This is a genomic window from Sandarakinorhabdus cyanobacteriorum, from assembly GCF_002251755.1.
Lineage (GTDB): Bacteria > Pseudomonadota > Alphaproteobacteria > Sphingomonadales > Sphingomonadaceae > Sandarakinorhabdus > Sandarakinorhabdus cyanobacteriorum.
Genome location: NZ_NOXT01000091.1, coordinates 1 through 23,730, shown reverse-complemented (window position 1 = coordinate 23,730; position 23,730 = coordinate 1). Strand labels below are relative to the sequence as shown.

Genomic DNA, 23,730 nt, shown 5'->3' with positions numbered 1-23,730 from the left:
GCAGCTGAAGCGGCGGTGACCGATCCCGTTGCACCGGCTTGCCAGCCCGGTTCGGGCGGCGCAGTCTGCCCAGATCATGCTCTCCCGCCGCCACATCCTCGCCCTGCCCGCCGCCCTTGGCCTGCCCAGCCGCCTGCCCGCGCAAAGCCCGCCGGCTGACCGGCTGGTCCTGCTCGGCACCGGCGGCGGCCCCACGCCCAAGGCGCTGCGCGCGGCGCCCGCCGCCGCACTGACGATCGGCGGGCGCCTCCACATGCTGGATGCCGGCAATGGTGCTGCCCGCCAGGCCGCACTGGCCGGGCTGCCCTTGAAGGCCCTCGCCCATGTCTGGATCAGCCATCTGCACAATGATCATGTCGCCGATGCCTTCACCCTGCCCTGGCTGGCGTGGAGCGGCGCGCTGACCACGCCGGTCAGCATCCACGGCCCGGCCGGGCTGGCAGCCATGCGCGCGGGGTGGGAGGCGTTCGCCCGCACCGACATTGAAACCCGCATGGCCGATGAAGGCCGGCCCGATCTCAGGCGCCTGCTGTCGGTGCAGGAAATCCAGCCGGGGGTGCTGCTGGAGGATGGCGGCCTGAAGGTCAGCGCGGCCCGTGTCGAACACCCGCCGCTGACAGACAGCTTTGCCTTCCGGTTCGACTGGGCCGGCAAGTCCCTCGTCTATTCCGGCGACACCGCCCCCTGCCCTGCCCTCATCGCGCTGGCGAAGGGCGCCGACACGCTGGTGCAGGAAGCCATGTATCTGCCCGCGCTCGACCGCCTGATCGCGTCGGAATCCAACGCCCCCACCTTACGCGCCCACCTGCTCGCCAGCCACACCACCGCCGAACAGGCCGGCGAAATCGCGGCGGCGGCCGGCGTCAAACGCCTGGTCCTCACCCACTTCGTCCCCGGCGGCGATGCGAGCATCCGCGACGAGGATTGGCGCGCGGCCGCCGCCAAGGCCTTTGGCGGGGAGATCGTGGTGGGCCGGGATCTGCTGGCGGTGGGGGTGTAGGCCGAGAGTTTGGCAACCGCGCCTCGGGCGGGCTGTCTGACTGGGGTGGCTTTGGCGCTTTCCAGCTTCTTGCCGGGCTGCACCGGCCCTAAACCAATTGCAATGCCCCGTCTGCCAACGGGCGCTGCAGCATCTTGGCCTCCTTCCAGTCCGCGGTCAGCCAAAGCCGCATCTCATCGGGCTGGGTCAAGATAACCGGCATTGCCTTTGGATGATGCGGCCCAACATCGGCGTTGGGTTCGCATGTGAGGAAGCCGAACAGCGTGAGCGTGACTTCGCCTTCCGCGCGCTTGCGCACGCCGGTCCAACGGCTGGCGATCCCAGCAAAGCAAGCGAGCGGCTCGTCTGCGCGCAGATTGAACCACAATGGCTGAACGCCAGCTTCCGTTCTTACATGTTCGGCAAAGGCAGTGAACGGCACCAGACAGCGATAGGCCGCCCCCAACCAGCGCCGCCAGTGCGGCGACGCCGTATTGCGGATGTTGGTGATGCCGCGATCAACGGCCTTGCCTTCCAGTGCGAATGCCGGACTGGGCATGCCCCAACGGGCCAGGCTGAGCGTGGGACCGGCACCATCACCGCGTCGCAACCCGATGATCGGCGCCTCGCTGTCGGGATAAATGGCATCCAGTGGCGGCAAATTGCCGAGCTGGTCGCGCACCGACCCCAGTTCCAGCGCTTGCGCCAGATCGCGTAGCGCCTGTTGCCCCTTGGTGAGCGCATAGAGATTGCACATGCCGGCAACATGCCGCCCGGGCAGGCCAGCAACAAGCAATATTGGCGGTCAGACAGATGGTGGCGCGTTGCCCCAAAGCAGGCCGATGGTGGCCAGCGTGCCGAGAATGCCGATGATCGGACGCCAGAATTGGACAGGAACCATATCCGGTATTCTGACCGATTTGCGCATGCCCCTCTGCAGGAGACCCAACCATTTTGGCTGATAACCCGATGCATCCAGGGTCAGGATGGCATCATCATCTGCGCCTGGTTGCCCCAAACCACTGGAAGCCCGTCACAATCATGGCGCCCCACCCCTTCCCTGCAGCGCATGGCATGCAATCAGGGCGGCGACAGCGCAGTTGCACGCCTGTTGCAGTGGAGACTGGCCGCCATTGTTCAGGGCTGCGGCAATCGAATCCACCTCCAATCACGGGATGAAGTTCCCAACAGGCGACCAATGCGTCGCTGCGCGGTATATGCCCGGTTTTCGTCCGCCTTTGGGTGCGCGGCAGAATTGGCCGGCGTCAAGATATTGGAACCGCCTTGTTGCCATCGGGTGTGACGGACAGGCGGATGCTGTGGGTGATGCCAGAGCCCATCTGCTTTCGGGTGCCGCCAACATTTGCAAACAGATCATACCGGATCTGGGCAACATGGGCATCGTCGGCACGGCGGCTGGCGAGAATGGTGAGCCCAACCACATCCCAGTCCGTGGCAGTTGCACTTTCGATGCCCTGCTTCAGTTCCTTGGCTCCATCAATGCCAAAGTCGCTCGCCAAACCGGCAGCGCCCTGTGCCAGCCCCTTTACCGCTTCGCCGGCTGCGCTGCCGCCGAACGCTTCGGCCTGCTCGGCCAGGCGTTGTGCGCCAGACGCGACACCGCGAACGGCACCGGGCGGTGCCATGCCCTCGACGGTGACGCCAACCGAATCGGCAAATGCGAAAGCATCCTTGTTATATTCCGCTTCGATCGCCTGTTCATATTCGGCGGGTTCAGGTGAACTGCTGCAGGCAGTCAGCAGCAAAAGACCAACCAGCCAACCTGTTCTCGGTGACATGAGATGCTCCATCAGCTCCGCATTGTATCATAGGCTGTTGCGAGTGCAGCCGTGGTCTTGCTGCGCTCGGCAGCGACACTTCGCTGGAATGCCGAATTGCTTGCAACCGCAGACAGATACCGCGACCGATTCGGATCGGCGGTGCGGCGCGGCGGTGCGGCAGCAGCGGTCTGGACGGGCTTTTCCTCCGCGCGGCGGGCCACGATCGCTGCCGGCTGTTCGCTGGACAGCAGGCTGCCGAGCACGAAACCGTCCTTGCCGGCGTGGCGGACACGATACCAGCCGGTGCTGCCTTCCGGCGCCGCCGACACCTGGGTTCGTGTTGGCAAGGCAGCGATCACCTTGCCCTGCGCCGATGGGGCATCCCGCAGGTTGGCGCCATTTTCCGCTTTCACGAAATAGGTTCCAAGTCCGGCGCTCTGTGGCTTTGGCGGCTGCGGAGGTGGTGCGGGGGCCTCCGCCACGGTTGGGGCTGGCGCTGTTTGGACCCCGGCTTCGCGCTCGGCTTCGCGAACCAGTGCGGCACCATCAAATGTTTGTGACTGATCGCCCGATTCGTTGCGCGCATAGGCGACCGAATAGCCTTCGACGAATTTCGTCTGCTTCTTCGCGGCGGCGTCGATGATCTTGTCGTCTTCGGCGATCCATTTCTTGATCAAGCCCAAGCGGCGTTCGCCCTCCTTGGCATCAATCTCGCCGGCCTTCTTGGCCGCGGCAACGGCGGCAATCTGTTCACGACGGCAGGCCCCCAGATCGGCCAGTTGCTGGCCAAGCGGCGAGAAGGCCTGCATCGCTTCACCGGCCTGTTCGGCAAGCGCCTTCTGCAGATCGGCACGCTGCGCTGCCGCCTGTTCCCGTGCATCAAGATTGCCCTTCAGCGCACCGATAGCCCCGGCTCCCAGAATGATCGCTCCGCTGTCAATCTTGCTGCGCGTGCGCTCCTGGCCATTCTGATCAATATAACGTTCCTTTGGGCCAAAGGCTTCGTTCAAGAGAGCCAAGCCGATCCCAATAGCAATACCTTTGGCGCCGCCCTCGAACGTCTTGTTCAATCGGTAATTCTTGATTCGATTGAATGGCTCGCGCTTGACCTGGCAGGCATCCGTGAATTTCGGCGCCTTTCCCGCATGAGCAGGGGCTTCCAAGGTGAACATCAATGCCAGCGCCAGCGACGCGCCGAGGGCAATCAATTTCTTAGCTGCCATATCCAATTCCCCGGTGGTTCAGATGATTCGCCTGCCCTGTCAGACGCGCACGGCGCCAATCTCTCGGATCCAGCGCGCCCGCGCGTCACTGCCCGGCGCCGCGCTGCGCGCCGACAGGACATGCTGGCGGGCAACCGGCAGCAGCACGAGCAACCGCTCCAGTCCGGCCCGGCGCAAACGGTCTGCAACCACCGCCACGGACTGTTCGAACTCGCTGGCCGGTCGCTTCCCAAGCCCCTCGATGGTGGCGACATAATAGTCATAGGACGACTGCATCTCGCGCAAGTTTGCCGGCACGAGCGCGGCCATGTTGCGGATCATCTCGCGGTTGGCCTCGGTCAGTTCGCCCGCTTCGGCGGCGGCAACAGTATCCCGCATGGTCTTCAGTTTTCCGGCCCGTTCGCGGGCATAGCCAGCAGCAAGCAATGCCGCGAGAAGCTGTTCCTCGGTGCTGCGCTGTTCCCTGATCGCCACTTGCGCGGACGCTTCGTCAAGCTGGCTGCGGATGGCCGCAACCATGCCGGCGGTGGCAGAGTTTCCGCCCAGTTGGGCCGACAGGGCCACCAATTGCGACTGGGCCGCGCTGCGTTGACCGGAGCCGGCCGTGCCCTCTGCCCGCACCAAGCGGTTCCAGGCCTGGGTGACAGCGGTGCTGAAGGCAGGGTTGCCCTGCAGCTCCTTGCCATTGGAGTCGCGCATGTTGACGAAATAGGGGGCCGCAATGACCAACCGGAAACCAACTGATGGGCCGCGGGCCGGGCCGTCGGGCAAATAAAGCTCCATCTCGCGGCGACTGCCAACACCGATCTGCGCGGCTTCATCCATGGAACTGCCGCCACGAACCACCACGCCGCCCCGGCGGCCGGCCTTGATGCCATCCGGCCGCACCGGCTGGAACAGGTCAGCCGTCAGTTCCTCGGCATTGCCGAGCATGTCGAAGATCATCAGGCGATTGGGCGCCTTGCGACCGATCGGGAACACGGCTTCGCCTTCTGGTGGAGTCACGCCCACTTCGCGATACCAGGCAACATCGGCCAGACGGGCAGAACCCGGCGGGCCATATCCGGGTGCCGGTTCATACACCCGTGTCGGACCACCGGTTTCGCGGCCACCGCGGGCAGCAAACTCCCACTCGGCTTCGGTGGGAAGGCGCAGGAAGCCGGGGCGGGCCTGGTTGGCCGGCAAGGCAGCGCCACCGTCTTGGCCCAGAAGCCATCGGGTATAGCTGTCGGCAAAGGCAACGGCATCATGCCAGCTGACACCGGTTTGCGGCAGCACATCCGTGCCATCCACCGCAGCAACGGCTTCATCGGCCTGCGTGCAGCTCTTGCCGCCATCGGCCATGGCGGCAAATTGGGGCCGCGTGACTTCATACTTGCCAATGTAGAGAGTGCTGCTGCCAGAGCCGTCTGGCCTGGCCGTGAAGCCGCCGGCAACTTCACCCCACCAGGGGCCGCTGATCGCCTTGCGAAACGCATCCTCGGCATCCGGGTCACCAAAATGAGCGGTTTCGGAATCCAGCGCGTCACCAACAGCCACCCGGACGGCGCGGAACACCATCTTGCGTCCGCATGGCATGGGCAGCACCAGTTCGTCGGGCAGGGAGGCGACGGGGGCACGCTCGCTGCAATCGATGGTGTCAGCCTTGTCACGCGGCAGCTTCAATTGGCGGCGCCGCTGCTCGACGAACCCGGGATCATCGATCCGGCACCATTTTCCATCACCACCGCCCACCAGTTCACGCGCACGGTCACAGCTTCCCAACAGGAACAATGCTGCCAGAGCGATCAGGCCATGGGGTTTCATCTTGTCTGTTCCCTGAGAGCGACGGCTGGACCGATCCGGCGCGCCGCAAGCGAACCCAGAATCGAGGCCAGGAGGGATGCAACCCCGGCAAGAAGACCGACCTGTGCGACATGCCCAGGCGACAATGCGCTGATGGTCGCAAGGCCGCCCAGCATGCCGGCAAACAGGCTGTTGACGGCCAGGTGCCCAAGAACGCCGAGGCCAGTGGCGATTCCCATTCCGACGATCGTGACGATGAGGCCAATGAACAGCGGGAGCAGCATCAACTCGGACCGATCAAGGCCAATGAGCCGAAGATAGCCCAAATCACTGCGCCGCCGTTCCACCCAGCCCCATTGCGCGGCCGCAAGGGAGACGGCGAGGCCGCTGGCGGCCACGGTGGCAAGCACGGCGATGATTGTGCCAAGTGATTGATCAAGGCGCTGCACCAGCCGCGCTTCCTCAAGCCGGCTGTCGGTTTCGATACCTAGTGCCAACAGCATGGTGCGCACGGCAGCCAGATCATCCACGGATCGGGCATAGATGCGCAGACCGGAATAGACGCGCGTCTTGAATGTGGCCTTGGCCAGCGTCAGCGCCGCATCAAAATCGGCAACGGTTTCATCCTCGCGGTAAATTTCGGTGGCAACGAGATATTGCGCATCAAGCAGGACGATCTGTCGGCTCGATTGGCCAGGCGGGAGGATGGCAGAGACCCGGGTTGGCAGTTGCACTGTCTGGCGTTCGCCATTGGGCCGGGTGCGGCTTATGATCAGCGTCACGGTTTGGCCGGGTCGGGCCCGGATGATGCGCGCTGCCTGATCTGACAAGACGATCCCGTCACCCTTGGGCCTGTTGATCAAGGGGTCTCCGGGGCCCGTGGGAACCAGATCCACCGCGCTGCGTCCAAATGGCACCTCAATGACAGCCGATGCGGCCAGCAAACGCGTGCGTGGCACCACAAAGTCCACTTCAGGCCGGCGCTGCAGGCCAACAATCATTGGCCAGGTCACCCGTGGCTGGCCGATGCTGACGAGTTCGCGACTGGCCGGAAAGCGGGTGAGTTCCGCCCGCATTTGGCCAACCACCCCATCACGAATGGCCAGCAACAACAACAAGGGCGCTGCCGCTGCCGCCACAACGACCACCAGACAGGCTGCATTTGGCCATTCATCGACCAGATCGCGCACGGCAAGCCGCAAGATCACGGCCAAGCGACTCATGCTGCGGCACCAAAGTTGGCCAAGGTGCCGGCGCCGCCGCCAGCCGTGCTGCGCGCTTCGATATGAACCATCTGCAGACCGAACCGGCGGACGCGATCCAGATCGTGCGTCGCGACGATCGCTGCTTGAAGATGCCCTGTTTCCACAGCGCTGACGATCAATTCCATCACCTTGTCGGCATTGCCGGGATCAAGGGCGGCTGTGGGTTCATCGGCAATCAGCAGTTCCGGTTGCGCGGCCATGGCGCGCGCCAGAGCCGCTCGCTGACGCTGCCCACCCGACAAGGCCGCAGGCTTGAGGCGGCGCTGACCGATCAGCCCGAGGGCTTCCACAAGATGATTGCCGGTTGAGAGCGGCCGACCCGCCAATTGGGCTGGGAGTTGAACATTCTCGTCCACGCTCAGCGACTTGAGCAGCCCTCCGCTCTGCAGCAGAAAGCCGATGCCAAGCATGCGCCGCCTTGCCAGGCCGACAAGATCGCTTTGGTTCCAGGCCGCCGCGACATCAAATGGTCCGTCCGGGGTGGCCATCGTGAACAGCTGCGCTGCGGCTGGAGCTCTGATCAGGCCGACCAGTTCCAGAAACAGGCTCTTGCCCGAGCCACTCGGGCCAACAATCGCAACGCGCTGGCCGCGCTCAAGCCGGAATTGTTCAACCTCCAGTTCAAATCGTTCCGGCGCAGCGCCGACAACAACATGTGCAGCCCTGATGTCCAGCAGGGCAGCGGTCATGGCATCTGCCGCAAGGGTACGAGGGCAACGGCATTATCGCGGTTGCTGTCTCCCAGTGCACGCCATTTGCTCTGGTCCTGCTCGATTGCCCTGTAGAAGGCGAGCTTTTCCGAAAGGCGCCGCAGGAAGGCATCCTGCTTTGCAGCGCCCATGGCGCGCCAATCCTCGGCGGTGAGGCTGAGCACATCGCTGCGATAGGGCAACAACTTGAGGAAAGATGGCATCATGGCATCCAGGCGTGCAACGTCACCGGAGAAGCGGGCCGGATCCTGGGAGGTGGCGGCAGCGACCACCCGCAACATGCCGAAGAAGCGATCACTTTCCAGCTTGGCCTGGCGGGCTGTATTCACAAGCCGCTCGGTCTGCTCCGCCAGTTGGCTCAACTGCCGACGGGTGAGAAACACACTGACTTCAAGTGCTTCGCGGTTGAGGTCGGCAAGATCGCGATCACTGGTCCAGGATTCCGTGAACGTTGCGGCCTGCGCACCGGCGGCGGCCCCGACAAAACGCTGCTGGACACTGAACAATTCGGTTAGGACCTGCGTGGTGATGTCGGGCACCTGGCCGGGCGTTGTCTGCGGCCGGCTGCTCAGCTTTCCGGCCTTTTCGTCGGCAACCTTGCCGATCAGCGGGCCAATGCCGGCGAGATAGGCATCAAAGGCCTGCGCGGACCCATTGTTCAAATTGAAATAACCTTCACCGGCGGCGTTGGCGAAGGCCTCTCGATAGGTTGCTTCTGCCGGTTCAAGGTTGCGCGCTGCCTTGGCTTCCGGTGTGCCGATATGCACCACGATCGGTTTGATCGAGGCTTCACGTGCCCGGGCGGCAATCGTCGAGAGGCCGATACCCTGATGGCGCGCCTTTGGATCATCGGATTTCAGTGCGCCGGCATCAGTGACAAGGAACATCAGCCGCACACCGCACCCTCCGCTCCAATCAAGGGCGAGGGCCTCATTCAGACCAGCCACCGCATCTTCGTCGAAGCTGTGGGTGGAGACGGTCGCCGGCGCGACCTGCCGCATGGCTGCGGCAAAGGCTTCGGCATTGGCACCCGCCGACAGGGGCAGATAGGTGCGGGTAACATATTCGAGGCCAGCCTGCGCCGGATCCTGCATGTTGTTTCGATAGCCAACCACCCCAAAGCGGAAGCGATCCGACAGGCCGCGCGCCATGACTTCCCGCTGCCAGGCACTGGATATGCGCTTCACCCCTTCGATGTAGGGCCCCATGGACGAAGTGGTGTCGATGACGAAGACCACCTGGTGAATGGCCGCAGCCGCAGGGTTGCCGGCGCAGGAAGCCGGAGCGCGCGTCGGCGCTGCCACCGCAGCGCCGCCGGCGAGCGAGCCGATGCGAGCCAGCGTGACGTTGCGGCCATCATCAGCCACCGCCATGCTGGCCTGGAGAATTGGCATGACATAAGGTTGGGCTTGCCAGTCGACGCTGCGATCCTCGACGGCAACCAGGCGGGGATCGGGCTCGCCGGAATCAGCCGACGCGATGATGGCGTCAAGGGAATCGGCGGCGCCAGGCTGGGAAATCAGCGATTTGATCGTCAACTCGTCCTTGAAGAATGCAACCGGACGGCGCTGGCCTTGCGGCGCGTAACGCATGACCAGCATGACATTCCAATCCTGCGCCTTCTCGGCCGGAATCCAGCCTTCGGCGCCGCGATCCAGCCGGCGACCGACATTCAGCCAATCCCCCCTGGTTCCAAAAACGTAAAAGAGATCAAACGGTTTCAGCGCCTGCCCCTGCATACTGCCGGGTGCCGACGCCAACACTGCACCAGGCTTGGCAATGACGCGCTGGAAGATGTCGGGATGGCCCGGCACCGCGAGGGGGCCGCCATCCTTGCCGGCCTGCACGCCGGCCGTGTCCGGCAAGTCAAATTTCTGCCGCAAGGCCGCTGCCGCCACCCGGGCATCCGCATCACCAAGCTTGGCCGCACGATCATAAAAGCGCACCGCGGTGCGGGGATCCGTGGCGGGCAGGGCTTGCGGTGACTTGGATTCCGCTTCGAGTTCAGGCCGTTTGAGCGGGTCGAACAATCGGCCAAGCGCGGCCGAAGCCTTGGCCGACCCCTTGGCATCCGCCGCTCGCAGCGTTTGGGCAGCAAGCGCCATCTGCACAATATCGCCGGTGTGTTTGGCGGCGGCCAAGCAATCGAGACCGGCCGATTCCAGTTCCGCCACGGCTGGCGCCAAGGCAAGCAGCGATTGCACCTTCGACACTTCGCACGTGGGTGCACGCATGAAGAAATACCATGCGGCGCCACCCGCGCTGCCCAAAGCAAGCAGGCCGGCACCGACGATGGCGGCCGGGCGCAGCCAGCCTGGCACGGCAACCGGGGTTTTCTTCACCTCTTCCAGACCGCACTGCCCGCCGTCCCGGCGCAGCTCGCACGGGTGATCCGCGATGGATTCAACCGTGTGGATCTTGCCATCGGCCAGCGGGCAGTTGCCGAACTGGCTGCATTTTGCCTTGATCATTGCATCCCCCAATCCCGCCGATCAGTTTCAAACACCCAGCAGCTCGAGCGCCTTGCGGGCCACGCTTTCCATCGCCACGACACTGGGATGGTTGGGATCAAAGCCGGCCTGTTCGAGCACCGCGTTCTGGCGATCAATGATCTGCTTTTTCAGAGCGTTGCGCTGGTCGATATGGACCAGCGTGGCCAGATGTTCGGACACGACCGATTTCAGCATCAGCGCATTGGCCGGGGTCAACCCCTTCGTGCCGTTCTCAAGCCTGTCGCCAACCAGATGGACACGGATGCGCCCGTCCGCATCGGTCGTCTTGAGCCTGACTTCCTTGGCCCCGGTGGTATTGTTTTCGGTTTGCGCCAGCAGGCCGGCGCATTCGGCAATCAACCAATAAGGGGCCGCATCCTGCCGCAATTGATCCGCGCTGGGCGCATAAAGCGATGGCAGGGTGGTGCCATCACCTTCAAGGTACAATTCCAGCCGTTTGCGCACCGCGCCTGGCCCTGAGACCAGTCGGTCGTGCTTCTCCTTCAGGAACTCCAACGCCGACAGGAAGCGGAGCGGGAACTGGTTGACGAGGCTGAGGAAGACAATTTCGTGACCCCGATCATGGGTCTCGCTGATGGCAACATTGTCACTGGCCTGGCGGATCGCTGCCAGCAATTCCAAGCGGAAATCCTTGATGTGATCAGGCAGCCCGGCGTCCGACGGCACAAAAGCCACCAGACAGCGCGCAATGGCGGCGCCGCCACGGGCCAGGCTTTCATTGCGGGAAAAGGCCGCAAAGGACCCCGCTTCCCGCACACGTTCCGACACGAAACGGCGCAGCGCCTCGTTCTGGCCGGCATATTCCTCATAGAGTTTCTGGATGATCGAGGATTGCAGAATCCGATCCCGTTCGGACTCCATGGCCGCCAGAGCCTCTTCGGCCTTTTCCTCGGCCACGCCCTCCAGCACTTCCAGAATGCGCCCTTCCGACATGGTTTCGGCAAACCGGACGAAGCTGGCCTGCGTTCCCATTGCGTTGGCAAGCGCGCTGGCGACCGCCAGGGTCTGCTGGGTTTGCAGACCATTGTCGGACTGGAGCCGGGCAATGACCTGACGAACATGGTCAGGATCATAGAATTTATACTGGTGTGACCCGATGTTGCTCTGGCCGACCTGTACCCGCTGGGTGCGACGGTTTTCCGCGGTGATGCTGGCTGCCTCAAGCCTGGCGGCCGTTGCTTCCACCGCAGCATTAAGCGCCTGCAATTCCGTCAGGACCTGCATGAGCGTCTTCTTCATGAAGGCCTGAGCCACCTGCCCAGCCCGAAGCGAATAGGCATCGACATAGGCCAGGCTGAGCTGTCGCAACATTTTCTTGCGGTCGGTCAGCGGATTCCACGCGTTGCTGTTGACATAATCGCCAAACAGCTTTTTGGCGTCGGCGTCCTTCTGCTCTTGCTGGCGGATCAGATCAGCGATTTTCTTCTCGCTGGCGCCGATCCGTTCATTCACGTCGACAATCAGTTCGTCGATCAAACGCTCGACATCGCGGATTGGCCGGCGGCAGCTCTTCCATTCATCGAACAAGGTCGCCGCAATGCGATTGCGAACGATGAAGCGTGCGCGATCCGGAATGGAGCGTTCAGCGACCTGGTAGAATTCCGGCACGCCGCTGCGGCGGAATCCGTTTTCGCGCTCATAAAAGTCACGCGCAAAGCTCTGCAGGGCGGCTGCCCAGCCATCATTCTTGCCGCCCTCGGAAATCAGCGCCTCGGTCCGGCCAGTCAGCGCGGCTGTAAACTCATCGCGAAGGCTGCGCCAACCGGCATCATTGTCCAGAAGCTTGCGTTCAAGCCGCAGATGCTCATTGGTCAATCCCCAGGCTTCCCGCCGCGTCTCGTTGCGCACTTCATGCGCCGCGTCGAATGGCCGAGACGCGGCCTCGAAACCGATGCCATCAACCCAGTTGTCGTGCAGCGCGCGCAAGAGATACTGGCGCAGGAACACCATGGTGGAATATTCGCGCACCTCCTGGTGAGGAATGGCTATCCGCTTGATGCCAAAGGCCATGAACCGGTTCGCGCGCGCGTCGGGAGCGCCTTCGGCATCCTTTTCATATTGGCCAAAATAATTCTCGCCGGTGACCATGTCGCGCCAGGCGCGCTGGTCGGCACCAGCGGCATCGCCGGCCTGCGCACCCTGCGCACGCGCGTCTCCGGAAGCGATCACGATCTGATAGACACTTTCGGCCACGATCTGCGGCAGAAGCTTCTCCGTGTTGACGATCAGACCATTTTCGTTCCGGTTGGTGATGATGAAGCAATTGTCCACCGGAAGATTATTGTCATAGGTGCCGCGCTCTTCAGCAACATCTGACAGCCGTTGCTGCTTGACGACCGCCGCGTTCAACTCCGCCAGCGCGGCATAACCGTTGGCGTAATAATTTTCCTTGGCCCAGCTTGTGTCCTGCGTTTCCGGCAGCACCACATACAGGATGATCTTGGCCGTTCGCCCGGCGGCAAGCTTGCGAAGCTGGCCAACCAGATCGATGAACGTGCCGCTGCCAGTACCGCCGGCCAGGCCGGCAAAGATGTGGATGGTCCAATCAGTGGTCGCCACACCATCCTGGGTTTGGCGGGCAACCAGACGGTTTTTCAGCGCATCGCTGACCTTTCGGACATTCTGGGCGAAGAGCAGCCGCCCGAAGCGCCGCAATTGGCCCCCGGCCTCAATGCCATTGGGTGCGCTGTTCCAGATATCTTCCCAAACCGATTTCTCACCGATCCACTTCCGGATCGTCGGATAATCATCAAGGTTGCTGAGCATACCGCTGAAATCGGCCTGCTCCAGATGGACAATCTGGCCCGGTGACAATTGCACCGAATGGCCCAGCGTTCGCCACATTCGGTCACCAGCTGCAATCTGCGAGGTGATGTCCGCTATGCGCGTGTCCGTCGCCGACGTGTCAATGTAAAGATAGTCCACGGCCAAGGCGGCCGGTTCGGCACTGCGATATTGCTGATATATCTGTCGCCGCAGGGCCGCCAGAACCTTGCCGCCTGTGCCACCCAAACCGATGAAAAGATGATTCAATTTAGCCCCCTTGGTAGCATTGTCTTCACGGGAACATCTCTCTTGGCGTCAGGGAATCAACTGCCACCAGGACGACCGATATCAGTCCCCTCATCACATGATCCGAATCATCGATTACTGCATCCACCCATTCTCCGTCTGTCACGGCTCATGCCGTGGTATAATGGTTAATTGGAATGGGAAAGCAAGCGGCCTCAATCCGGCGATGATGATTGGGCCTTCAGCTCGGCTTCGCTGATCATTTGATCCGTACCGCAGTTTCGAATAATCTACTATTACGTATCAAATCGTTGATTCAAAACGTCATTTGTTTTCGGTGATGCCGGGCAAGCGCAACTCCCTCCGATCAAGAGTCAAACCGACCGTACCCTTCGTATTTTGTCAGGTCCGATGCCATCGTGATTCGCAATCAGACGATTGGCTATCACATTGATTCAATCGTCAAAATTGTCTGTCACCGCAGCCTAATCAACTGCTTACGAGACCAGTTGCGTCCCATGTCGTCGACGTCGACCTTGATGCACAGGATTCCGAGCGATGGACCATACAAATATCAAATTACTGAGATGAGGCGAAATCCGTGGTACTGCATCGTGCACTGCGCGTGGCGTGTTGCAGACGTCGCGCCAGATGCCTGAATCCCTCTGGTCAACGGTGAATATTCTCTTTACCTTCGGAGTGTCGTGGGTGGGAGACGGCGGTGGGGTACCAATATGATCTCTTTGTCAGCTATGCATCCGTTTCGGATGATTTGCCTGAGCCCTACAAGGGCTGGGTCGGAGCGCTTTTTGCCGACCTGACATCGGCCCTGAAGCGTGATTTGCTGGGCGATGAACCAAGAATATTCTATGACATGAAAGACTTGCAGCCCAATTATGAACTCGAGCGCTTGCTGGAAGCGGCGTCCCAGAGCAGGGCATTTCTAGCGATCAGTTCACCGGCTTACCACAAACGAAAATGGACAGCGGATGAGTTGCGGGCCTTCAGCGAATCTCGCGATGATTGGCGGGATCATTTGTTCATCATCGCCGCAGAACCGACCGACGCCAAAAAGATACCGCTGTTGCCGGAGTTTTCCGGCCGACATGTCCGCATCTTTCACGAGAGGTCATCAGATCCCGGGTTGCCGAAGATGGCCCTCAAACCCGGTACGGACGAGTTTTGTCGCAACGTCCTTGCCTTGTCGAGTGCGATTGCAGCCAAGATTCGTCCCGAAGGCCAGACATCTGATTCGAGCATGACCCGGCGGCAAGCGCCAAGATTTGTCGCCCCGAACACCGACGAACCAATTGGTGTCGCAAGCCCGGTGCCACCGAAGCGCACCGTGCTGATTTGCCAGGCCACAGACGATCTTCAGGCGCAGGTTGATCTATTGAACAGCGCCCTGCTGCAATTGCCCGGTGTGCGGGTCTTGCCAGAGGGTGACTTCCCACAGGGCGGATCAGAATTTCAGGCCGCATTCCGCCGCGATCTGGAACAGGCAGATTTTGTGGTTCAGTTGCTCAGTGCGGCTCGTGGCCGCGCGCCAGCCGATTTGCCGGAGGGTTATCTGCGTTTTCAAGCCCAGGCCGCGGAACGGTCGAGTGCACGCCTGTTGCAATGGCGTCAGTCCAACCTCACCGTGGCCGAGGTTGCAGACAGCGGACAGCGCGACTTGTTGATGATGCCAACGGTGCAGGCTTCAACATTTGAAACATTCCGAAAAACCGTGATCGACGCCGTGATGGAGCCGCCACAGACGGACTCGCCGCCTTCCGACAGCGATTTGCCGACCGTGTTCGTCCATGCCGATACGGCCGACCTGGACGCGGCAATCCAGTGCGGCGCCACCTTGTCTGATCGGTTTCTGGCTTTTCCGCCCCTTGAAGAGCCCGAGAATTCGGCAAGCCTGCAACGGAATTATGCCAAACAGGTCATGGAGGCTGACGCCGTTGTTCTGATCAGGGGCAAGGCTGGCCGGGGCTGGGCGAGCACCCAACTCATGGGTATCGTCAAGATCCGCAGCGCAAACCGTCGTCCACTGGCGGGCGCCGTGCTGCACGGGCCGCCTGACGGCAAAGGCCCAAGGCCAATTGCCTTTGTGAAGGGCTTCCAGGAGCTGGATTGCACGGCAAGTGATGGACAAAGCTGGACGTTCGATCATGTGGGCGTGGCGCTGCGTTCCGGCGGCAAGGGCTGATCCATGTTCGATGGTCTGCCAGCGATGCCCTACCCAGGCCTGCGTGCCTTCCGGCGCGAGGAATCGATCATCTTCTTTGGACGCGAAGACCATATCGATGCGATGATCGATCGCCTGGCGGCCACCCGCTTTCTGGCGGTGCTGGGCGCGTCGGGCAGCGGCAAGTCATCGCTGGTGCGCACCGGGCTGTTCGACGCACTGGAAAAGGGTTTCTTTGCCCGGGCTGGTGCACGGTGGCGGATAGTCGACATGCATCCGGGCGGCACGCCGCTGCAGAACCTGGCCGAAGCGCTGGCGGCGGTGTCTGGCGAAGGCGAGTTGTCACCGCCGATGCTCAAGGCCTTTCTGGCCAGCGGTCCGCGCGCCCTGTCCCACTGGGCCATTGGCAGCTCAATGGCCCCGAACGAAAATCTGCTTATCCTCGTTGACCAATTTGAAGAGCTGTTTCGGTACGCCGACTTTGCCGAGCGCGACGAGGCCGAGCGATTCGTCTCGCTGTTGCTCGAGGCCGCAAGAGCGCCCGATGTGCCAATCCATGTCGTCTTGACCATGCGGTCGGAGTATATCGGCGCCTGTGGGCTGTTTCCCGGCCTGGCGGAGCAGGTGAACTCCAGCCTGTTTCTCACGCCCCGCATGGCGCGCGCCCAATGCAGCGAGGCCATCGAGGGGCCGGCCGCGGTGTTGGGATTCGAACTTGAACCCGCACTGGTTCCGCAGTTGCTGAATGACATGGAAAGCTTTGCGCCGTGGGAAGAGGCCACCGGCGTAGGCAAGGGCCAGATCCTTTCGCGCCGGGCTGACCAGCTGCCATTGATGCAGCATCTGCTCAACCGGATGTGGCTCCAGGCGCGCGCAGCCGGCGATGATCCGGTGTTGTTGACGCGCGACGCCTATCTTGCGCTTGGCGGGCTCAGTGGCGCGCTGGACCAACATGGCGAACAGATCCTGCAAGGACTGGAGCCAGCGGATCGTCCGCTGGCGCAATGGCTGTTCCGCGCCCTTGTCAGCGGCCCGGACGTCACCAACGCGGTGCGCCAGCCACAACGCCTGGCCTCGCTGATGCAGGAAGGGGCGGAGCGGCAAGCCGGCGGCGGCGAAGCCATTTGCCGCATCATCGAAGCCTTCCGCGCGCCAGACTGCAATTTCTTGCAGCCACCGGTTGAACAGCCGCTGACACCCGAAACCTTGATCGACATCAGCCATGAAAGCCTGATCCGCCAATGGCAAGCACTGGCTGGCTGGCTGCAATTGGAAGCCCGGGCCGAAGCAAACTGGCTCGAACTTGTGCAGGATGCGGAACGCCACGCAAGCGGTGCCGGCGAGTTGCTGACCGGCCTGGATCTGGATCGGCAGGATGGCTGGTGGCAACAGGAGCTGCCGACCCCGACATGGGCTTCACGGCATGGCGGCTCCTATCACGACGCGAAGACCTTTCTGGATCAGTCTCGCTATGCTCGTGATGAAGCTCGGGCTCGCGTGAGTATAGAAATTGCAGAAAAACGAGAACGTGACGCGCGCGAACAGCGTAACCTGCGTCGCCGGCTGGCAATCACAACCACACTCTCGATGACACTAACGGCAGCGTTTGCCTTTGCCGCTTGGTCAGGGATCAGCCTATTTCAAGTACGAAAAGAAATGCGGTCGGCCCAACTCGTCGCAAATTCAGCGCGACAAGAAGCATTGGCTACGGCCGATGCAATGAAATCCGCACAATACGCCTTAGATCAAATCAAGCAACAGAAGCTCACTTTGACTCGAGACTATGATAGAATAAAAAAAGAGCAGGAGACTCTGAGTCGTTTTTTGCGCGATCAGCAAGAAGATTTACAGGAAGCAGAAGATGATAAAGGTCGAGCCTTGAGCATCACAGGCGCAACTGAAAATTTTGTTGAGGCTGTTGAATACTGCGAAGGAAATGACAGTGAAAAAGCCTGCAGGATTATTAATGGCGGGATGGATCGCACTTTGCGGCGTCGTCGCCAACGCTCAGGAGGTTGAGCGTGGCAGCGCCGCGTTAGATCACAAGAATAACCTGGTTCAAGGTGAAATTGACCGGGCTGCGATTCCGACGACATCCACTTTGCGCGCAGCAATTTACCGAGCCTCCAATTTTGATGAAGCTGGCGATGCATCTAAGTCAATTGAGCAATATCAACAAAGCTATGACGCCGCCAAGGACGCAATATCGAAACTTCCAGCCGGGAGTCGTGAATGGATTGAATATCTGCGTGCAGCGGCAGATGCTGGCTATATCCTTGCCTGGTATCGTTGGGATCAGGGTGACAAGGCGGCGGGAGACGCGATATTAAAACAACTGACTGACTGGTTGGCACCTTTCGACAAAGCCAACCCGATTCCCCAATTACGTGTTGCGCTCTCACGCGTCGCACGTCTCAATTCCAGAATACACAACGAAAGATCGAATACGGATCTTGTTCGTCGACTCGATGATAAGGTTTTAATACTTACCAGTAGTTGGGAGAAACAGGTCGAAGATTATGGCCCAATGGCAAGGATGCGTATTGTAACATTGTGGGGAGTAGGAGAAGGCGAAACACTGGCCAAGAATCGCAAGGAAGCCTGCAGAATTGCGGCTGCTCTCAATAAGCGGGTCCCTGGCTCTGCAGCCAGCCGCCTCATTGAATGCGCTCATGATGCAGCGCTATCGAGATTAAATGCGAATGATTACGATGAAACCGTAAGATTGATAGATAAAGTCGAAAGCATTGTTGGTCAATTAGAAAAAAACAACATTGCCAAAATAGATCAATATATCTTGCTTGTCGAAGCCCTTGGAACAAAATTTAGAGCCCTCCTTCAAGATGGAAAGCTTGAGCCCGCAGCACGGACGCAACTTAGAGCCTTATCAATATTAACTGACAAGCTAAAAACTGTCACATTTTCGCCTCAGCGTTCAAATCAAATTTGGAATGTCTATGAACCTTTAAGGTCGATCGATTTTACCGCCATTCCCGAATTATCTGATCCCAAAGCGGCAAACCGGAAAATTGCCGTCACCTTTACCGGACTATTGAAAGCAGTCCAACCCAGTTTTGAAGTTTACAAGGGTTCTCCGCCGTTCGCAGCAGTCGTTGCAAGTGCGTCTTCGTTGGCTGCCAATGCGCACATCAAGCTAGGCGAGGGAGGGCCGGCGATCGAATTGGCAACAATTGCGATCAATGCTTTGGAACGGGCGGACATTCTCGGAAAGTTGCGGCAGTTTGATGAGCAAGGCGCGGAAATATGCCAAGCCTACGGTCGTGCGGTCGAGGCCTATGTGATCGCAGGGCGTTCTGACACTGCGCTCGCGGCCTACCGACGACTACAGGAGCAATGCGGTGCATGGCTCAGGCGTTATCCTTGGGACTTCTATGCCCGGCAGCACATGCGGTCAAACCCGTTCAAGCTGGGCGAGTTGCTGGCAAAGGAGGGCCGTGCTGCCGAAGCGGCGCCGTTGCTGCGCTATGCGTCTGATTGGGGGCATTCGGATGCGACCAGATTGCTGGTGACTTTGTTGAAGCAACAGCCCCAGCTGGCCCAGACGGCGGACGAAGCCGACATGCGCGAGACGCTGGCAAAACGCCAAAGCATGAAGCGCTTCACCGTGCCCACACAATTCGGCGCAACCAAGTTTCCATTCCATGTTTACATCAGCGAATATGGGCCCGGCACCTTTTGCCCGGCTGACCGCGCACTGAAAACCGAAGAAGAAGGCTGCGTTGGCTTTCTGGGTATCGATGACCAGGCCATGTGGGTCAAGGAAGCCCGCGGCGGCGTCGTGCCGGACGATGCCATCAGCTCTTTCCGGAAACTCAACAACTTCGCCCGGGACAACAAGATCTCATTTCCTGACTTCGCAGCTTATGCACTGGTTGCGGCAAGTGCAGCAAAGGCAACCCCTGCGCAGGCAGCGGCCATTCATGCAGAAATGCAGCGCACCGGTTTCTGGCGAAACCCGTATCGCCCGCTTGATGAGGCCGGTCTGGCTATCGAGGGCCGGGATATCGTGTCCTACACGCAAGGCGACACCCCAAAGACGGGCAGCGCCGATCACTTCCTGTTATATGATGGTGCGTTGTGGTTGTTTGCCAATGCGGAAAATCGTGCGGAATTTCTGAAGAGTCCGGAATCCTATTTGCCGCGCTATGGCGGCTTCGCCAGCAGTGAAATGGCGCAGAACACCCGGTCGGCTCCGAATGTTGACAAGTTCCTGCGCAAGAATGGCGCACTCTACTTGTTCCACAGCGATCAGGAGCGCACCGCCTGGAACGCAAACACGGAAAAATTGGCCGCCACCGCCCAGTTGGCATGGCTTGCAATGGGTCAGACGGAAAACGCAACCGAGGCATCGGAATTTACCAAGGCCATTCTGGCAGTTGGGCCGGTACGCAAGCCGAATGACATCGAATTGACGCGGTACAGGTTGGGTCGGCTCAACCAGCTGGTTGCCGAGATCGAAGCCCGGAAATTGCCAAACGCAGTGTTGGTCGAAACACTTGGCAACCGCAGTTGGAGCAATGCCCTCAATCTGCGCCGCCGTGACGCGCTGGCCGATGCCGAACGTGCACTGGCCCTGGACCCGGATCAACCGTGGATCATTGCAAACCGGGCCAACGCGCTGCTTCTGCTCAACCGGCGCGACGAGGCGTTGGCCGTTTACAAGTCTGTCGAAAGCAAGTTTCAAGGTGACGGCAAAACACCAATGTGTGACGCCATTCTGGATGACCTCTCCATAATGGGTGGCACGGGGCTGGCGCTGGCGGCCGACATCAAGTTTGTGACGGACAATCTGAAATGTCGAAAGCCAGGCGCGTGATCAGCGGCTTGGACCAGGAGCGCCCGCTCGTGGCGGCGCCCGCCGGTTGCCGTTTCTGAAGGAAGGCCACCGCCATGGATGCGCAAGCCATTGATATCGCATTCCGGGTGGGGGTGACCGGATCAACCCGGGTCGTCGATGACCCTGCCAGCGATCTCGGCCGGCAATTGCATGCCGCCTTGCTATGCATTCGCCAGCATATGATCGATTGCGCCGGCGAGGCCGCCTTGCGGGCCATTCGGAGCGCCGCACCGACACGTCTGCACATCGTCTCGCCTCTGGCGGAAGGGGCCGATCGCCTGGTCGCTCGCGTGGCTCTGGCGCTGGATGGGACGCAACCGCAACCGGATTGCCGCGTGCGGCTGGAGGCGCCGTTGCCATTCGCGCAGGCAGAGTATGAACAGAGCTTCGTCCAGTCCGACGATCCATCCGGCAGTATCGAGGCGTTCCGCGCCCTGCTGGCGCAAGCAACTGCTGTCCAAATCCTCGATGGAGAGCGCCAGCCTGACCGCGTGCGTCACAACAGCTATCGTGCAGTCGGTCGCACTGTCGTGCGGAACTGCGATCTGCTGATCGTCGTTGAAGACCCGGCACAGCTGGTCAAGGGGCCCGGCGGCACCAGCGAAATTGCGGCCTATGCCGAACAGATGGGCGTGCCCAAGTTGGTGTTTGACGGGCTGGGCCGGGCACCCCCACGGTGGATCAGCTCGGGCAATGGCGCCCAGATGCCCGGCGATGCCTGTCAAGCCGCCGGAGCCTATGTGCGTCAGACCTTGATGCCACCTCCAGCGCATCAAGACCGGACGTCTTTGTTACACCGGGTTCGCGGCTGGTTTGGCGTGGTGCACGACCCTGTCCAGATGTTTCTGCGGGAAAACCATCTGCACAACTTCAATATCTGGCGGGTCCGTGATGCGGCGCTTGGCGCGACAATGAGATTTGCAAAGTGCGAGTTCGAAGAGACCGCACATGCATCGGATGGCAATCACTGGCTGCTGCATTCCTATCGACGCCATCGTCCCGACAGACCCTCCAGTTCAATTGCTGCACAACTTGCGACCAAATATCAGCAGCGTTACCGCAGTTCGTATCTTGTCGTTCTTGCCTCGGCGGCCTTGGCCCTGGCGATTGCCGGATTTGCGGTCGGCGGCTTGGCGCCGAAGCCCCTGCAGGCCATTGAGCTTGCGCTCCTCGCGGTCATTGCACTGCTCTGGGGCTTCAACGAGATCATGGAGTGGCATCAACGCTATATCGCTTATCGATTCCTGGCGGAGTTGGAGCGCTTCACCAAAGTGCTGATGTCAGTTGGTCGCACAGCGCCACATGGGCGGCTGGACCAGGCAGTGACCGGACCATATCGTTGGGTCGTCTGGTATTACCAGGCGCAGACGCGATCGCGGGGCATAAGTCCAATGATTGCCAATGCTGGGTCGAAAGCGCACATCAAGGAACAGCTGGAAACATTGGTTTCTCAGCAAATCCGTTTCCACACACGCCGGTCGAAACAGTGCAAGGGCATGCATGAATTTCTTGGACGCTGGGCAATTCGACTTTTTATTGTCACTTTTGTTTGCGTGGCATTGAAGGTTTCTATCCTTCCTCTGATTCCAGATAAATCCCTGGTCAAGAGCATTGGTAGTGCACTCGCCGTATTGGCACTATTGTGCCCGATTTTTGGCGTCACGATCTTTGGTCTGCGCGCCTATGAGGAGTTTGAACTCCTTGAAAATCAATCGAACTGGCTAATGCGCGAACTGGCATCAATACAGGGCCGGATTCAGGAAATACAGTCTGAAACTCCTCTGGCACTTCAACAGTTGGGTACGGAAACAACGAAACTTGTCCAGTTGCTCCTTCATGATGTCTCTGGCTGGGCCCAGACATTCACGGTCAAAGCCATCGAAGGCTGATATCACGACAGGATTGAAAAATCTGGTTGCCGACCAGGCGCCAAACACACGCCAATTGCAGAACGGCGAAAGTGGCGAAAGTNCCGACAGGATTCGAACCTGTGACCTCTGCCTTCGGAGGGCAGAGGTTCTACACTTCGGTACCCTATAGGATACTTCTATCCTATTGGTTTATCTTGTCCTTGGCGTTGTCATGGCCCTTGAAGTCTACCCACGTTTTCCGTATTTTCTCCGTACGGAAAGTGGGATGGCACTTTGGCTATGGATCTAAGCAAGGTATCGGTTCGGCAAAGTTTGAAACCTGCAAAGGAGCCGCATTGGCAACGGCTCCATGAAGGTTGTTTTCTCGGTTTCCGGCCATCGAAGCGGGGCGGCACTGGCACATGGATCGCTCGCGCTTATGATCCCGATAAGCAAAGATACTCGTTGATGTCTTTGGGAGGGTACTCCGACCGACCGGCAAGCGAGATGTTTGTAGCAGCCAAGAGGGAAGCCGAAGCCTTTGCGGAGCAGGTTCGGGCTGGTGGAGTGCGGATCCAGAAAATTGAGACTGTGGCAGATGCATGCCGCACTTATGCGGCTGACAAGCCAGAAGCTGCAGAACGCTTCGAGCGATTTGTCTATAATGACCCTATAGCCAACGTGCTGATTTCCAACCTGCGAAGGCACCACCTCGATGGCTGGCGACAGCGGCTCTCAGCAACGCCTGCACGTGTCGGTCGGCGCAAAAACGGTGAAGTGACGTCCAGGACCAGGGCGCAGAGCACGGTGAACCGCGAACTTGTCCCTCTTCGAGCAGCGCTAAGGAAGGCCGCAACGCTCGGGAAACCCGGAACCGACAGAGCTTGGCAAGAAGCGCTGGTGCCAACCCCGGGGGCCGACGGCCAGCGCACTCTCTACCTCGACCGAGAACAACGGCGACGGTTACTTCAACACATCCCCGATGAGGCCCAGAAGTTTTTTCGCGCCTTATGCCTGCTGCCCCTTAGGCCTGGCGCCATGGCAGCTCTAAACGTTGAAGATTTTACGTCCGGAACCAACGAATTGCTGGTGACCAAGGACAAGAATGGCAGGTCACGCAGAATTTTACTGCCACCCGATACAGCTAAGCTATTCCAGGAACTGGCTTTAGGTAAGGCGCCGGGCACCCCGATGTTCGTGAGGCCAAACGGAAAGAGGTGGGATCGAGACAGCTGGAAACGCCCAATTGCACTTGCTGCTCGAGCGGCAGAGTTAGATGAGGGCCTAACGGCGTACACATTGCGCCATTCGACAATAACGGACTTGGTGATAGATGGCTTGCCGTTGCTAACGATCGCTCAGGCGTCGGGCACCAGCGTCCAGATGATTGAAAAGCACTATGGTCATTTGCGCAGCGACGGTCTCGCCAAGGCCCTTGCCGCGCTGGCATTGTAGCTGAAGGAGCATCGGGCTATCCGCGCTAAACCTGCTAGTCTGCTAAATGGCCTGCTGCCGGTTTGGTGGACACCGAGATAAGATCGTGTCCCACGGCGTGGTGTAGCTTATTGGAGCTCC

15 protein-coding genes and 1 tRNA gene are annotated in these 23,730 nt (G+C 60.3%); 6 read left to right on the top strand and 10 right to left on the bottom strand.

The genetic code is table 11. The annotated features are described in order from the left end of the window. Positions 1-76 precede the first annotated feature (76 nt). On the top strand, positions 77-1,000 hold the full coding sequence (locus CHU93_RS05220) for an MBL fold metallo-hydrolase (protein WP_094473090.1): 924 nt from the start codon (positions 77-79) through the stop codon (positions 998-1,000). 88 nt (positions 1,001-1,088) lie between these two features. On the opposite strand, the gene CHU93_RS05215 is transcribed toward CHU93_RS05220, so the two are convergent. The 9 genes from CHU93_RS05215 to CHU93_RS05180 form a co-directional block, all read right to left on the bottom strand. After that, positions 1,089-1,736, bottom strand: a complete 648-nt coding sequence (locus CHU93_RS05215; protein ID WP_094473089.1) for an SOS response-associated peptidase — start codon at positions 1,734-1,736, stop codon at positions 1,089-1,091. A 48-nt stretch (positions 1,737-1,784) separates the two neighbouring features. After that, on the bottom strand, positions 1,785-1,907 hold the full coding sequence (locus tag CHU93_RS18115) for a hypothetical protein (RefSeq protein ID WP_279353815.1): 123 nt from the start codon (positions 1,905-1,907) through the stop codon (positions 1,785-1,787). Between the two features lie 337 nt (positions 1,908-2,244). Continuing rightward, on the bottom strand, positions 2,245-2,778 hold the full coding sequence (locus CHU93_RS05210; RefSeq protein ID WP_165768610.1) for a hypothetical protein: 534 nt from the start codon (positions 2,776-2,778) through the stop codon (positions 2,245-2,247). 11 nt (positions 2,779-2,789) lie between these two features. Then, positions 2,790-3,983 carry an SH3 domain-containing protein gene (locus tag CHU93_RS05205; RefSeq protein ID WP_086115975.1) on the bottom strand — a complete coding sequence of 398 codons (1,194 nt, stop codon included), beginning with the start codon at positions 3,981-3,983 and terminating at the stop codon, positions 2,790-2,792. 39 nt (positions 3,984-4,022) lie between these two features. Further along, complete coding sequence (locus CHU93_RS05200; RefSeq protein WP_094473087.1) at positions 4,023-5,789, bottom strand: formylglycine-generating enzyme family protein; 1,767 nt, start codon at positions 5,787-5,789, stop codon at positions 4,023-4,025. Then, entirely contained in the window at positions 5,786-6,991 is a 1,206-nt protein-coding gene (locus CHU93_RS05195) for an ABC transporter permease (protein ID WP_094473086.1), read from the bottom strand. The genes CHU93_RS05200 and CHU93_RS05195 overlap by 4 nt, the downstream gene beginning before the upstream one ends. Next, entirely contained in the window at positions 6,988-7,722 is a 735-nt protein-coding gene (locus tag CHU93_RS05190) for an ATP-binding cassette domain-containing protein (protein ID WP_094473085.1), read from the bottom strand. Before CHU93_RS05190 ends, CHU93_RS05195 begins: the two co-directional genes overlap by 4 nt. Continuing rightward, complete coding sequence (locus CHU93_RS05185) at positions 7,719-10,214, bottom strand: vWA domain-containing protein (protein WP_094473084.1); 2,496 nt, start codon at positions 10,212-10,214, stop codon at positions 7,719-7,721. Before CHU93_RS05185 ends, CHU93_RS05190 begins: the two co-directional genes overlap by 4 nt. 27 nt (positions 10,215-10,241) lie before the next feature. Next, the gene (locus tag CHU93_RS05180) at positions 10,242-13,268 is read right to left on the bottom strand and encodes a tubulin-like doman-containing protein (protein ID WP_243375261.1); all 3,027 of its coding nucleotides are present in this window, start codon (positions 13,266-13,268) and stop codon (positions 10,242-10,244) included. Between the two features lie 721 nt (positions 13,269-13,989). Between CHU93_RS05180 and CHU93_RS05175 the strand changes: the two genes are divergently transcribed. From CHU93_RS05175 to CHU93_RS05160, 4 genes are all read left to right on the top strand, one after another. Next, positions 13,990-15,468 carry a TIR domain-containing protein gene (locus CHU93_RS05175; RefSeq protein WP_094473082.1) on the top strand — a complete coding sequence of 493 codons (1,479 nt, stop codon included), beginning with the start codon at positions 13,990-13,992 and terminating at the stop codon, positions 15,466-15,468. 3 nt (positions 15,469-15,471) lie between these two features. Further along, positions 15,472-17,466: an nSTAND1 domain-containing NTPase gene (locus CHU93_RS05170; protein ID WP_133064323.1), complete on the top strand. Its 1,995-nt coding sequence runs from the start codon at positions 15,472-15,474 to the stop codon at positions 17,464-17,466. After that, positions 17,384-20,284, top strand: a complete 2,901-nt coding sequence (locus tag CHU93_RS05165; RefSeq protein ID WP_094473080.1) for a YHS domain-containing (seleno)protein — start codon at positions 17,384-17,386, stop codon at positions 20,282-20,284. The genes CHU93_RS05170 and CHU93_RS05165 overlap by 83 nt, the downstream gene beginning before the upstream one ends. Positions 20,285-20,358: 74 nt before the next feature. Next, positions 20,359-22,194 (top strand): hypothetical protein, encoded by a 1,836-nt coding sequence (locus CHU93_RS05160; protein ID WP_094473079.1) that lies wholly within the window; start codon positions 20,359-20,361, stop codon positions 22,192-22,194. Between the two features lie 78 nt (positions 22,195-22,272). Here the strand turns inward: CHU93_RS05160 and CHU93_RS05155 are convergent. Next, a tRNA-Arg gene (locus tag CHU93_RS05155) sits at positions 22,273-22,339 on the bottom strand. Positions 22,340-22,455: 116 nt separating this feature from the next. Between CHU93_RS05155 and CHU93_RS05150 the strand changes: the two genes are divergently transcribed. Then, positions 22,456-23,610: a tyrosine-type recombinase/integrase gene (locus tag CHU93_RS05150; protein WP_341476561.1), complete on the top strand. Its 1,155-nt coding sequence runs from the start codon at positions 22,456-22,458 to the stop codon at positions 23,608-23,610. The last annotated feature ends 120 nt before the right edge of the window (positions 23,611-23,730 follow it).